Here is a 14378-nt window from a genome sequence, read left to right as displayed (position 1 = left end):
GCTACTTCAAGTTAGGCAGGAAATTTTTAGATTATAATAGAATATTGACTAACTATACATATTTAATCATTTAAAGGAGAGGGACAATGTATGAACACTCCAAAAGTAGATGCTTATGAGATATTAGAGAGGATTACGGATGGGTTTTTTGCATTGGATGAAAATTGGAATTTTACCTACGTTAATGCCGAGGCTGCTCGTCTTTTATTTCGAAGTCGAGACGATCTGATTGGTAAAAATATATGGGATGAATTTCCAGAATCTGTAAATTTAACATTGCATAAATATTTACATAAGGCAGTTTTAAACCAAAAGCCTGTTAAATTTGATGCTTTTTTTCCACTGCTTGAAAAATGGTTCGATGTGAGGGCCTATCCCTTATTAAATGGGCTGACTATATATTTTAAAGATATTACTCAGGAAAAGAGGGAACACGATGCATTGTTTCAATTGATATCAGAGAATTCCCAAGATCTTATTTCAATCGCAACTCCTGAAGGCAGAACACAATATGTATCCCCTTCAATTAAGACATTGTTGGGTTATGAACCGGAAGAAGTGATCGGTACGTTCCCATATGAATTTTGTCATCCGGATGATGTAATAACCTTAACAAATTCGGATTTTCTTAAGAAATCCAATGAAGCGATTTTTGTTTGTCGAGTTCGACACAAAAATGGTCACTATGTTTGGTTCGAAACTGCGGTCAAAACAATAAGAAACGATCATGGAGAAATTGTTAAAACAATAGGTATAGGGCGTGATATCACGAAACGAAAACAAGCAGAGGAAGAACTTCGGAAGACGAAAGAAAGACTAGAATCTTTTATTCAGAACAATGCGGATGCGATTTGGGTGATTGATTTAGAAGATCGTGTCTTAGAAATTAACCCTGCATTCGAGACAATGTTTGGTTGGTCTGCTGATAGCATTATCGGGAAGAAGTTGCCGATTATCCCGGATTTTGCAAAAGATTCTACCATATATATCCATGAAAAGATCAAAAAAGGTGTATCTATGGCTGGTTTAGAAACCATTCGTCAACGGAAGGATGGAAGTTTGCTTGATGTCAGCGCCACCCTCTCACCTATCCGTGATAGTGCAGGTAAAGTTATTGGAATCACAGGAATTTGCCGGGACATCGCCCGAAGAAAAAAAGCGGAGGATGCCCTTAAAGTAAAATCTCAACAACTAGAATCTTTTATTGAAAATTTTATTGAAAATAATGTAGATGCCATTCTGATTTTCAATATGCAAGGGAATGTTGTACGGGTTAATAAAGCGTTTGAAGACACGTTTTGCTGGACGAAGCAGGAGATAATCGGCGTTCGATTATTCGATTTGCCATGTCTTCCACCTGAAGTTATCGAAGAGGTAAAAAAATTCTATGTGGAGGTCAAAAAAGGAAATTATATTATAGGGACAGAAACCATTCTTTTGCGAAAAGATGGGGTAATTTTGAATGTCATCTTAACCATTTCGCCGATTCATGATCCAAAAGGGAATATGGATGGTTGTTGGATTTCAATAAGGGATATAACAGAATGGAAGAAGTCCCAAGAAATGCTGCAAATTACCGAAAAATTATCCGTTGCGGGTCAATTGGCTGCCGGAATCGCTCATGAAATCCGTAACCCCATGACTTCGATTAAAGGGTTCATTCATTTGATGAAGTCCGATTTTGGCGACAAAAAAGAGTATTTCGATATTATGTCTTCTGAATTGGAGCGAATTGAACAAATTCTTAGTGAACTCTTGATTCTAGCGAAGCCCCAAATAAGCAAATTTGAACAGAAAGATGTCAGGATATTATTGACGCAGGTCATTACTCTTATGGATGCTCAAGCGATCCTGAATAATGTTGAAATAGTCACCGAAATTCAACCGGAGGTTACTCATATTCATTGTGACGAAAATCAATTAAAACAAGCTTTTATCAACTATATTAAAAATGCGATTGAAGCCATGCCTACAGGCGGTAAATTAGTGATCCAAATCAGAAAAAAAGAGAATAAAAGAATGATTTTCCGTTTTATCGATCAAGGAATTGGAATGCCAAAAGAAATTCTTTCTAAGTTGGGGCAAGCGTTCTATACAACAAAAGAAAAAGGAACAGGATTGGGCTTTATGGTCAGCAAAAAAATTATTGAGAATCACTCTGGCGAAGTACATATAGAAAGTGAAGTAAACAAAGGAACGATTATAGAGGTTAACCTACCGTTAACACAAGAAAACTGCTGAATGGCTTTCGAGGAACGGCGTCTTCCGCCAGCTTTGCTCGTTCAGGGTTTCCATTAGCGTATAATTCCCCACGTTTTGTCGGCATACTCCATAAAACTAAATAGAAATTTACTGCAATAACGCATATGAAATTGTGGAAGAGGTCATTCGTAGCACAAAAAAGGATAGAGCATGCAGAATAAAACTGCCTTTTCTATCCTTTTCTTTTCACTCCATATAATGTTAAATATTAATGAATGAGATTAGTTTTTCCTAAATTTTAATAAAATGGCCTTTTAGATTAAACAATATAACGTTCTGCTTCAATTATTTTGTCCGCAGCATCACGTTTCTTGGCAATTACATTAATTGGTGTATGGCGGGTGAATTTACGCAGTGCAGAAATGAGCATACGAACCGTATCACCCTGTTCAGCTGCAACAATCGTTTCTTTCGCATGATGTTCAATTTCATCGAAAGCTTCCTGGCAAAAAATTTGCGTATAAAGAAGCTTTTGTTTGCTTTTTTCCATGCCGAATTTTTCAATCGCTTTTTCAGTGCGCAATACAGCTGATTCCATTGCGTACACATTTGATATAATATCAGCAATATTAACAAGGATCTCCTGTTCGATTTCAAGCGCTTTTCCATATTTTTGTACTGCAAGGCCCGCAGCAAGCAAGCCGATTTTTTTTGCATTTTTCACTAAATATTTTTCTTGTGCAAGCGGCTCATCGCCTGGTTCTTCCGGCATAAGCATTATTAATTTTTCCTGAATGGCTTGTGCCTTCTGAAGCAGCGGAAGTTCGCCCCTCATTGCTTTGCGTAGAAATGTTCCAGGAACAAGAAGACGGTTGATTTCGTTTGTCCCTTCGAAAATGCGGTTGATCCTTGAATCACGATAAATTCTTTCAATCTCATATTCCGCCATAAATCCGTACCCGCCGTGGATTTGAACCCCTTCGTCAGCAATATAATCTAGGACTTCTGTTGCAAAAAATTTATTTAAGGAGCACTCGATCGCATATTCAGCAATCGACTTCGCCACTTCTAAACCGTCTTTTACTTGTTGATCCGTTAATTTGCTCATACGCTCCTCAAACAAACCAACTGTGCGGTAAACGGAGCTTTCAGCAGCATACAGCTTAGAAGCCATCGTGCCCAGTTTTTCTTTAGTTAAATTAAATTTTGCAATTGGTGTTTTAAACTGCTGGCGCTGGTTTGCATATTGAACAGTTATTTCAAATGCACGCTTCGAACCTCCCACTGCGCCAACTCCAAGCTTATAGCGTCCAATATTCAAGATATTAAACGCGATGACATGCCCTTTTCCCGGTTCGCCGAGAAGGTTTTCTTTCGGTACAAGAGCATCTTGCAGAATTAATGTCCTTGTAGAGGAACTTTTGATCCCCATTTTCTTTTCTTCTGCACCTGTTGAAACGCCAGGGCATTCTCTTTCTACGATAAAGGCAGTGAAATGTTCGCCGTCAATTTTTGCGTAAACAATAAATACATCTGCAAAGCCGGCATTTGTAATCCATTGTTTTTCGCCGTTCAAGATATAATGAGTCCCTTCAGAATTTAATTTTGCTGTTGTTTTGGCGCCGAGTGCATCAGAACCAGAACCCGGTTCTGTTAAAGCATATGCTGCAATTTTTTCACCTGTTGCCAGAAGCGGAAGGTATTTTTGTTTTTGTTCTTCATTTCCAAAAAGGACAATCGGCAGGGAGCCGATACCAACATGTGCTCCGTGCGATATGGAGAACCCGCCGGCGCGGGACATTTTCTCTGCGATGAGAGCTGAGCTTATTTTATCAAGCCCCAGGCCCCCGTATTCTTCAGGTACGTCTGCACCTAATAAGCCTAATTCCCCTGCTAGTTTTAATAATTTTACAGATCGGTCAAAATCATGGTTTTCCAATTGTTCAATTTCAGGAACAACTTCATTCATAACGAAATCTTCTGTTGTCTTTGCAATCATTTTTTGTTCATCAGTGAAATCTTCAGGAGTAAAGACTTGATGATATGAAATATCTTCAATTAGAAAGCTTCCGCCTTTTATCAAGCTTTCAGTTTCGTTCGACATTTTCTTTTTCCCCCATTCATTATTTGGAATGAACACCTGCGGATCTCCCAATTTTGTTATTACAGTAATTCGAAAACTCCGGCTGCTCCCATACCGCCGCCAATACACATTGTTACAACACCAAATTGTTCGTTTCTTCTTTTTAATTCATGAATAAGCGAAAGAGTCAGCTTTGCTCCCGTACATCCAAGCGGGTGGCCGAGGGCAATCGCACCTCCGTTCACGTTGACTTTTTCTTCATCGAGGCCCAGTTCACGAATGATCTGCAACGATTGAGATGCAAATGCTTCGTTTAATTCGAACAAGCTGATGTCGGATAATTCCAATCCGGCGAGTTTTAACGCCTTAGGAATGGCTGCTACAGGTCCGATTCCCATAATTTCCGGAGGCACGCCGCCGACAGCAAATGATCTGAATCTGGCCAGAGGCTTTAAGCCGAGTGATTCGGCTTTTTCACGGTCCATTACCATCACTGCCGCAGCTCCATCACTTGTTTGCGACGCATTTCCCGCTGTAACAGTACCGTTAACGGAGAATACAGGCCGAAGCTTTGCCAGCGTTTCTATATTTGTATCCGGGCGGACGCCTTCATCTCTCGTAAACTTGATCGTTTTCTCAACTAACTTATTATTTTTATCAAAGGACCTTATCGTTACATCAACCGGAACAATTTCTTCTTCAAACTTTCCTTCCTGAATGGCTTTTGCCGCTTTTTGATGGCTTTTCACCGCAAAAGCATCCTGGTCTTCACGGGAAATTCCGTATTTTTTTGCCACCTCTTCAGCTGTATGACCCATTCCCATATAATATTCCGGAGCCGTTTCCGCAAGTTTGGCATTTGGACGAACAACATGGCCCATCATCGGAACTATGCTCATTGATTCTACTCCTCCGGCAATAATGGTGTCAGAGAAGCCAACCATGATCCTTTCAGCTGCATAAGCGATCGATTGGAGGCCCGATGCACAATAGCGGTTGATGGTAATGGCAGGCACAGTATGCGGAAGGCCTGCCAGAGCCCCGATATTTCTGGCCACATTCATTCCCTGTTCAGCCTCCGGCATGGCACATCCCATAATCAAGTCGTCGATATTTCCTTGATAATTGCCGGCGCGTTTTATCGTTTCTTTCACAACCAGCGCCCCTAAATCGTCCGGACGTACATTGGCAAGCGTTCCCTTTTTCGCCTTCCCAACCGGAGTACGTGCACCTGCCACGATTACCGCTTCTCTCATTTCGTTCCCTCTCTTTCTAAAAGTGAGAATCCTATGTTCTTATTAATCTATTAAACTCAATGTAATTTAATTGCGAAGTGGTTTGCCTTTAAGAAGCATATGCTGCATTCTGGCTTGCGTTTTTGGTTCTCCGACAAGGCTCAGGAATGCTTCTCTTTCGAGATCAAGCAAATATTCTTCATCCACTTCAGTTCCAAACGGCACTTTCCCTCCGGCAATGACATAAGCAAGTTTTTTCGCTATCTTCAAATCATGTTCTGAAATATAGCCGGAGTAGTACAGCGACTGGGCGCCAATAAGCATGGTTGCATAACCGGTTTCTCCAACAACCGGTATTTTTTTGCGAACAGGCGGTTTATAGCCTTTTTCATAAAGCTCCAATACAGCCTGCTTCGCTTCATAAAGAAGATGATCTCCGTTAATGCTTATTCCGTCTGTTTGCTTTAAGAAATAGTATTCGCGTGCTTCTTCACCGGAAGTCGACACTTTCGCCATTGCAATCGTTTCAAATACTTTATTCGCAACCTTTTGCAAGTCAACATCAATGCCGCTTGGAAGACTTTCGAGATGCTTAATATAAAGTTCTTTATTTCCGCCTCCGCCCGGAATAAGACCTACTCCTGCTTCAACGAGGCCCATGTATGTTTCTGATGAAGCCTGTATATGAGCTGCAGGCAAGCAAATTTCTGCCCCTCCGCCAAGCGTCATACCAAATGGCGCCGCTGCTACCGGCTTATTGGAATATTTAATTTTCATTGCAGCTTTCTGAAAATTTCTGACAACCATTTCAAGTTCAAAAAGATTGTCATCCTGAGCTTCCATAAGGATCATTGCCAGGTTGGCGCCGACACAAAAGTTTTTCCCTTGATTTCCAATGACAAGACCTTTATAATTCTTTTCAACTTCACCAATCGCGAAATTAATCATTTGAAGAATATCAAGGCCGATGGCATTATTAGGAGAATGGAACTCAAGAAGCGCTACACCGTCGCCAAAGTCAATCAAGCTTGCACCGCTGTTCTTTTTAATGACACCTTTTTGTTTCTTAAGAAGATTAATGTTGGTTGCTTTTGGATTCTCTTCTAAAAGCTTATATTCACCGTTATGGTAGAAGTAAACCTTTCCTTCTTCTTCCTTATAGAAAGAACTGAATCCTTTTTCCACCATGTTTTTTACCCAAACAGGCACTTCTGTTCCTGATGCTTCAAGCTTTTTCAATGATTTTTCAAGACCGATTGCATCCCACGTTTCAAACGGACCCAGTTCCCAACCAAATCCCCACTTCATGGCTCTGTCAATTGCGACAATGTCGTCAGCAATTGTTCCGAGAAGTTCAGCGGAATAAACAAGAACCGTGCTGATAATATTCCATAAGAGGCTGCCGGCCCGATCATCAGCATATACAAGCGCTTTCATTTTGTTGGCAGTGCCTTTTTCCTGTTTACTCATTTCAGCAGCGGCTGTTGTTAATTTTTTTCGCGGGCCGTATTCCAGTGTTTTTGGATCCAATTCTAAAATTTCTTTGCCTTGCTTCAAGAAGAATCCTTGGCCTGACTTGCTTCCAAGCCAGCCTTTATTGAGCATTTCTTTTATAAGAGCAGGCACTTCAAATACTTCTTTTTCATTGCCTTCAACTTGCTCATAAACGTTATTTGCGACATGGACAAACGTATCAAGTCCTACAACATCAAGAGTCCGGAAAGTGGCGCTTTTCGGACGTCCGATCAGCGGACCTGTAACGGAATCGACTTCTCCCACACTGTACCCGCCTTTAAGCATTTCCTGAACAGTAACAAGAAGGCCGTATGTGCCGATCCGGTTTGCAATAAAGTTCGGCGTGTCTTTTGCTTCAACAACTCCTTTTCCGAGAACTTCTTCCCCAAATTGCTTCATAAAATCTAAGACTTCCGGTGCTGTATCCTTTGCAGGGATCACTTCAAGCAGCTTTAAGTACCGGGGAGGGTTAAAAAAGTGAGTGCCAAGGAAATGTTTCCTGAAGTCTTCTGACCGCCCCTCCGCCATTGCCTCAACAGAAATGCCGGAAGTATTGGAGCTGACAATGCTGCCCGGTCTACGGTATTGGTCCACTTTTTCAAATACTTGCTTCTTAATATTTAAATTTTCAACAACTGCTTCAATTATCCAGTCAACTTCGCTTAACCGCTTCATGTCATCTTCAAAGTTCCCTGCTTCGATTAAGGCAAGGTTTTTTTTGGAAGTTAGCGGAGCCGGCTTTTGCTTCAACAATTTTTGGAGTGCGGAAGAGCTGATTCTGTTTCGGACCTGCTTATCTTCAAGAGTTAAGACTTTTTCTTTTTCTTCTTCATTTAACTCGCGAGGCACAATATCCAGCAATAATACAGGTATGCCGATGTTAGCCAGATGTGCTGCAATTCCTGATCCCATTACTCCTGATCCAAGAACCGCAGCCTTTTGAATACGTTCGATCAACTTTGTCTCCCCCTTTGACACTTTGAATGAATGATCATTCATTTTTTGTCAAAAAAAAATTTACCTGCAAAAGTGTTTTGCTACTTCAAATATAAAATATATAAAAAGTTTCCGCAATAACAAGAAACAGAAAAATGAAAATTTTAAGAAAAAATATTTTTTTGTTTTGATTATAGTAAATGGGCATTCTAAAATTGAAGCTTGCATGATTGGAGCTTTTTACTGACACAACCTTGGAAATCGGGGGTAAAAGCTATGGCGAAAAGGAAAAAGAATCCTTCTAAAGGAGGAGTCAGCGCTGCCAGCGTAAAAGGCAATGCAGGTCCGACAGTTGAAATGGACGGCGGCGGAAAAGTCAACAGCCAAAATAATCAGTATAAAAAGTAGAATTGAGGCTGACCCAAAACGAAAAGCCAGTCATTTATGGGTCAGCCTCTTTCAGTTTCTGTGGAAAAGGGGCGGAGCTACGCTAACAAAGATAGAAATGGCAACTTATCTTTAGCAAGATACTTGTTTAGCTTTGTAAATATTTATAGCTTGGCTTCGCTCACGCCGCCTTATTATGTTGGTTTTGTTTTATAATGAAAGCTATTTCTATGTTAGGGTTGGGAGTTTAAAACTCATGCTCATTTCTTATTTTTTTAAGATTCCTTTTAATACAAACGCAACGTTTGCCGGGCGTTCTGCAAGACGGCGCATAAAATAACCGTACCAATCAGTTCCATATGGAACATAGACGCGCATTTTATAGCTTTCTTTTGCAAGTTCTAACTGCCTTTCAGGGCGAATTCCGAAAAGCATTTGAAATTCAAATTGGCTGTTCGGGATATTATGCTCTTTTACAAGCTGTTTTGTATATTCAATAATCGCATCATCATGTGTGGCAACAGCAGTATAATTGCCGTTCAGTAAATGCATTTTGATGATCTTTTTAAAGTTTTCATCAACGTCTTTTTTATCCGGAAAAGCGACTTCCGGAGATTCTTTGTATGCCCCTTTAACAAGACGAAGATTTGGCGAGTATTGATTCAAATCTTCTATATCCTGAACGGTGCGGTACAAATAAGCTTGGATAACCGTTCCGACATTGTCGTATTCAGATTTTAACTGTTTAAAAATATCGAGTGTTTTTTGGCACCGTGAGAAATCTTCCATATCAATAGTAACAAATACGCCATTTTCTTTTGCTGTATCAAGAATGCGGCGCATATTTCGCATAACAACTTCATTGGAAATATCCAATCCCATCGAAGTCATTTTTAGAGAAAGCTGAGAGTCTAACTTTTCCCGGCCGATTGCTTTTATTGCTTTAATCGAATTATCAGCCATTTCATTTGCTTCTTTTTCATTATCAACAAACTCTCCAAGGTAATCGATCGTAACAACTAAGCCTTTTTTGTTAAGCTCCTTAATGACATTCACTGCCTGTTCGATTGTTTCACCGGCAACAAAACGGGAGGCACCAAAGCGCAAGCCATATTTTTTTGCAAGTTTTGTTAATGTTTTATTCTTAGATAAAAAGAGAAAGAAATCTCTCATTGCCTGTTCCATAATCTACCTCCATATGAAAACGATTACACTTTTCTGAAATTCAATTTTAATTATTTTTTTATATGTAAAATTGCCTTCTTAATTTTATCACTTATTAAGTTTTTTGAATATGATTTCGCAGGAAAAAGATCGATTTTTGTCACATAAAATATTTTTATAGTATAACAATTATTTGGTTGCTTTATGTGCGATTACGACTTTATTGTGAAGCTAAAAATGAAGAAAAAGAGGGCCAGACCCCTCTAACGAAAAAACAATTCAATATATTTCCATTTTTGGATGAAGTCAGACCCTTTTTATTCGTTCTTTTTTGCACGATGGGCATCATTTAACTGTTTAATTTCTCCGATGAGATGTTTCATTTCTTCCTTTGCATCCGGGTATAATTCGTTCCAATGCTTGGCAAGAGGCGGCATAGATTTAGCAATATGCGTGTATAATGCCCATATTTTCACCTTTTCTTTTAAATCATCATTCTTTTCACCGAGTAACAGCTCGGTATATTTGTTAAGCAACGCATCAAACTGCCCTTTAAATTTTTCTTCCAAAATGCCCCCTCCTCACATAAAAATCTTGTGTTTTTTGATATTTTTCACGTAAAGTGCACTTTTTTAATTGTACTTGTTCAAAATCAGTTAGTTGCGGATCCATGTAAAACCGCAGCCTCTTTTAAGATGCATCTTCCTTTTCCAAACGGAATGCACAACGGTGTTCCAAATAAAGGATCCATTGTAACCTCGCAGTCCATGCCAAATACATTTTTTACGAGGCTGCAATTAATAACACTTTCCGGTTTTCCCTGGGCATAAATCTTCTGATCCTTAATTGCGACAATATTATGCGCATAACGGCACGCTAAATTTAAATCATGAAGAACCATCACAATTGTTCGTTTTTCTGTTTCGTTTAATTCAAAAAGCAAATCCAAAATTTCAATTTGATGGGCCATATCCAAATAAGTTGTCGGCTCATCCAATAATATAATATCCGTATCCTGAGCAAGAGTCATAGCAATCCAGGCGCGCTGGCGCTGTCCGCCTGATAAAGAATCGACAGTCCGGTCTTTTAAATGCTCTAAACCGGTTGCTTTCAACGCACTTCTTACCTTTGTTTCATCTTCGATTGTCCACTGTTTCAACCAAGATTGATATGGATATCTTCCTTGTTTCACCAACTGAAGAACGGTTAGGCCTTCAGGTGCTGACGGTGATTGCGGAAGAATTGCCATTCTCTTTGCTACCTCTTTTGTTGATAATTTCAATATGGCCTCCCCTTCAAGCAATACGGCTCCGGATTTTGGTTTAAGAAGCCGGGCAATGGAACGCAGCAGCGTCGATTTTCCGCAGCCGTTCCCTCCGATAAAAACAGTGATCTCACCTCTTGGGATTTTAAGGTCAAGTTCATTTATAACAATGGTTTCTCCGTATGAAAGTGTCAGCTTATTTGTTTCAATCGCTTGCCCCATTGATACATGCTCCTTTACTATTTTTTCTTCAAACCTAAGAATCCCTTGTTTTAAACAATAAATATATGAAATATGGCGCCCCTATACTCGCTGTGAAGACACCGGCCGGTATTTCTAGCGGTGAAAACCAGCTGCGGCCCACTAAATCTGCAATCATGACCATGATTCCGCCTAGAAGTGCCGAAACAGGCAACAATGCACCAAAGGCTGAGCCAACAAGCCTCCTTGCCATATGAGGTGCCATTAAACCGACAAAGCCGATTCCCCCTGCAAAAGCGACAGAACTGCCAATTAGACCGGTGCAGATCATCAGTAAAATGAATCGCTGTCTTTGAACATCGCCCCCAAGACCGGTTGCGACATCATCGCCAAGCTCTTGGATATTAACATGTCTTGCATAAATAAAGGCTATTATGAGAAGAAGAACAGTCCATGGAGCGAGAACTCCAACGTTTTTCCAGTTTGACCCGTAAACGGTCCCGGTAATCCAAATATTTGCCTGGCTCGTCTGGTAAATAGGCCCTAAAATCATCAATAAGGTTGTTAAAGCCTTCATCAATGTCATCATTCCAATACCAATAAGAACGAGCCTTACCGATGAAACTCCGTTTTTCCATGATAAAAAATAAACAAGAAAAGCAACGACAGCGGCTCCAAAAAATGCGGCTGCCGGCAGCCAACTAATGCTTACTGTCAAAGCATGGTTTTTATCACTAAAAACAGCTAAAAAACAGACAACCGCAACAGAAGCTCCCCCGGCAATTCCCAGGATGTCAGGAGAAGCGAGCGGGTTTCTGATCATACCCTGCAAAATCCCGCCGGCGACTGAAAGCCCCATTCCGGCCATTAATGCAACGATGATTCTCGGCAGCCGGAACGACAGAATAACGAGGCGGTCCATTTCAGATCCTCCTCCGAACAACACTTGCAAAACTGTCAGAGGGCTGATTTTCATTTCTCCCATTCCTGTACTTAAAACAAAAACAAATGATGCCGTAAAAAACAATCCAAAAAAAACAAATAGTCCTTTGTTATCGATTAAATATGATATTTTCCCTTTAAATATTCGAAAGTTTATATATTGCTTCATTGCCGGTTGAACCCCTTTCTAGCAATATAAATAAAAAATGGGGTTCCTATAATGGCTGTCATGACACCGACCGGAACTTCCCGGGGCATCAAAATATACCTTGATGCAATGTCAGCTGCTATCAATAGCACTCCGCCAAGCACACCTGAAAAAGGGATTACCCAGCGATGGTCAATTCCTGCGATTGATCGGGTTAGATGCGGGACGACAATTCCAATAAATCCAATGGGGCCGGCAACGGCAACTGCCCCTCCTGAAAGCAGGATGACGATTATTCCAATACCTAATTTTAAAAGCACAGTATTTAATCCAAGTCCTTTCGCCACATCTTCTCCCATAGAAAAAACATTCATTTTTGCTGCTATGAACAGCGAGCCAATCCATCCCGCAGCCAAATATGGAAGGACAGCATTTAAATTCTCCAGCTTTCTTCCGGAAACGGATCCTGCAAGCCAAAACAACACTTGTTCCAACGCGGCTTCATTTAATACAAGAAGACCTTGAGTAAAAGAAGAAAACATGGCAGTCATTGCGGCGCCTGCAAGTGTAAGCTTCATCGGAGTTAATCCTTCCCTGCCAATAGAACCAACTACATAAACACTTATAGCAGCAAAAGCTGCTCCCAAAAAAGAAAGCCAAGTGAAAAAATGTAGATTCCCGATGCTTAACATCGTTACGCCAATTACGACCGCAACTCCGGCTCCTGCATTTACTCCGAAAATATCCGGAGATGCAAGCGGATTTTTTGTTAACGTTTGCATTAAGACTCCTGAAATCGCTAAACTCGCTCCAACGGCAGCCGCAATTAATGCACGAGGAACTCTGGCCGATTGAATGACGAGATGTTCGTTTGATCCATTAAAATTGGTGAATGCGTCAATAGCCATTTTCCAGGTTGTATCCGTATACCCAAAAACAATGCTTGCACATATTAAAAAAACCAGCAAAACAATGCCTATCAATAGCCCCATCCATTTCTGCCCTGTGTTTTTTAACAGCATAGCCAAATACCTTCCAGCCTTTTTATTTATATATGAATCGTTTTTCATGTTTCAGTCTATTGTAATCAAAAGAATCTGTCAATGACTTTGAATATCATTATCAATTAATCATTGACATTGGGTAAAAATCATTTTATGATAAGTTTGTTAGTGATAATGATTATCATTAACAACATATTTTTTAGGAGGCATACATAAAATGAAAAGATTTACATCACTATTGGCCGTTATCTCTTTATTCTTGGTCTTCCTTCTTTCCGCTTGCGGAAAAATTGCAGAAGATGCAGCGACTAAGAAAAACGACAATAAAGCAAAAGATGCAAGCTATACTGTTGAGCACGCAATGGGAACAACAAAAATAGAAAAAACGCCTGAACGAGTCGTTGTTCTTACCAATGAAGGTACAGAATCATTACTGGCTCTGGGAGTAAAACCGGTTGGTGCTGTTCAATCCTGGCTTGGAGATCCTTGGTATGATCATATTAAGAATAAGATGGACGGCGTCGAAGTTGTAGGGGTTGAGCATGAAGTAAATTTGGAAAAAATTGCAGCATTGAAGCCCGATTTAATTATAGGAAACAAGTTGCGCCAAGAAGCAGTATACGATAAATTAAATGCGATTGCTCCAACTGTTTTTTCAGAAACACTCAGAGGAGATTGGAAAGAAAACTTTAAATTATATGCAAAAGCTTTAAACCTTGAAGAAAAAGGCAACAAAGTATTAAGCGAATTTGATGCACACGTTGCAGATGTAAAACAAAAACTGGGTGATAAAGTAAATCAAGAAGTTTCTGTTGTTCGTTTCATGGCCGGAACTGCCCGCATTTATTACACAGATTCCTTTTCCGGGGTAATCTTTGATCAATTAGGATTTAAACGGGCGAAGCAGCAAGAAGAGCTTTTTACTGAGGATAATAAACTTGGCAAACTTGCGATTGAGGTTGGAAAAGAAGTCATTCCTAAAATGGACGGAGACATTCTATTCTACTTCACATATGCTCCGGAAGGCGATCAAAAAGCACTTAACACAGCAAAAGAGTGGACGAGTGATCCCCTTTGGAAAAATTTGAATGCTGTTAAGAATGGAAATGCCCATGAGGTTAGCGATGCCATTTGGAATACTGCCGGCGGTGTTATAGCAGCCAACAAAATGCTGGATGAACTTGAAAACATTATGCTTAATAATTAATAATTGCTCTTGAAAAGAGCTGACTCATAAGGGGCCAGACCCCTCCAATTGGAGGGGTCTGGCCCCTTTTTTTGCAACTTTATTCATAAA

General features: G+C 40.1%; 11 protein-coding genes. 3 read left to right on the top strand and 8 right to left on the bottom strand.

What is annotated here, in order from left to right; all coding sequences use genetic code 11:
- The first annotated feature begins 90 nt into the window (after window positions 1-90).
- Entirely contained in the window at window positions 91-2241 is a 2151-nt protein-coding gene (locus tag PB1_RS09435) for a PAS domain-containing sensor histidine kinase (protein WP_003352146.1), read from the top strand.
- 280 nt (window positions 2242-2521) lie between these two features.
- Here the strand turns inward: PB1_RS09435 and PB1_RS09430 are convergent, their stop codons facing one another.
- The 3 genes from PB1_RS09430 to PB1_RS09420 form a co-directional block, all read right to left on the bottom strand.
- A complete protein-coding gene (locus PB1_RS09430; RefSeq protein ID WP_003352144.1) occupies window positions 2522-4306 on the bottom strand; it encodes an acyl-CoA dehydrogenase family protein in 1785 nt (594 codons plus the stop codon).
- A 59-nt stretch (window positions 4307-4365) separates the two neighbouring features.
- Window positions 4366-5541, bottom strand: coding sequence for an acetyl-CoA C-acetyltransferase (locus PB1_RS09425; protein ID WP_003352143.1), 1176 nt, complete (start codon window positions 5539-5541; stop codon window positions 4366-4368).
- A 66-nt stretch (window positions 5542-5607) separates the two neighbouring features.
- Window positions 5608-7989: a 3-hydroxyacyl-CoA dehydrogenase/enoyl-CoA hydratase family protein gene (locus PB1_RS09420; RefSeq protein ID WP_174269858.1), complete on the bottom strand. Its 2382-nt coding sequence runs from the start codon at window positions 7987-7989 to the stop codon at window positions 5608-5610.
- A 258-nt stretch (window positions 7990-8247) separates the two neighbouring features.
- Here PB1_RS09420 and PB1_RS16965 point away from each other — a divergent pair, with 258 nt between their 5' ends.
- Window positions 8248-8379 carry a YuzL family protein gene (locus PB1_RS16965; protein ID WP_003352139.1) on the top strand — a complete coding sequence of 44 codons (132 nt, stop codon included), beginning with the start codon at window positions 8248-8250 and terminating at the stop codon, window positions 8377-8379.
- A 246-nt stretch (window positions 8380-8625) separates the two neighbouring features.
- On the opposite strand, the gene PB1_RS09415 is transcribed toward PB1_RS16965, so the two are convergent.
- The 5 genes from PB1_RS09415 to PB1_RS09395 form a co-directional block, all read right to left on the bottom strand.
- Window positions 8626-9543, bottom strand: a complete 918-nt coding sequence (locus tag PB1_RS09415) for a proline dehydrogenase family protein (protein ID WP_003352138.1) — start codon at window positions 9541-9543, stop codon at window positions 8626-8628.
- A gap of 296 nt (window positions 9544-9839) precedes the next feature.
- Complete coding sequence (locus PB1_RS09410; protein WP_003352137.1) at window positions 9840-10091, bottom strand: YusU family protein; 252 nt, start codon at window positions 10089-10091, stop codon at window positions 9840-9842.
- 83 nt (window positions 10092-10174) lie between these two features.
- The gene (locus PB1_RS09405) at window positions 10175-11008 is read right to left on the bottom strand and encodes an ABC transporter ATP-binding protein (protein WP_003352136.1); all 834 of its coding nucleotides are present in this window, start codon (window positions 11006-11008) and stop codon (window positions 10175-10177) included.
- A gap of 34 nt (window positions 11009-11042) precedes the next feature.
- On the bottom strand, window positions 11043-12098 hold the full coding sequence (locus PB1_RS09400; RefSeq protein WP_003352134.1) for a FecCD family ABC transporter permease: 1056 nt from the start codon (window positions 12096-12098) through the stop codon (window positions 11043-11045).
- Entirely contained in the window at window positions 12095-13099 is a 1005-nt protein-coding gene (locus PB1_RS09395; protein WP_003352133.1) for a FecCD family ABC transporter permease, read from the bottom strand. Before PB1_RS09395 ends, PB1_RS09400 begins: the two co-directional genes overlap by 4 nt.
- 199 nt (window positions 13100-13298) lie before the next feature.
- Here PB1_RS09395 and PB1_RS09390 point away from each other — a divergent pair, with 199 nt between their 5' ends.
- On the top strand, window positions 13299-14288 hold the full coding sequence (locus tag PB1_RS09390) for an ABC transporter substrate-binding protein (protein WP_003352132.1): 990 nt from the start codon (window positions 13299-13301) through the stop codon (window positions 14286-14288).
- Window positions 14289-14378 lie beyond the last annotated feature (90 nt).

The sequence above is a fragment of the Bacillus methanolicus PB1 genome, assembly GCF_000262755.1.
GTDB lineage: Bacteria > Bacillota > Bacilli > Bacillales > Cytobacillaceae > Bacillus_Z > Bacillus_Z methanolicus.
Note: the sequence above shows the minus strand (reverse complement) of the source record. Positions and strands in the feature narration are given on the sequence as shown.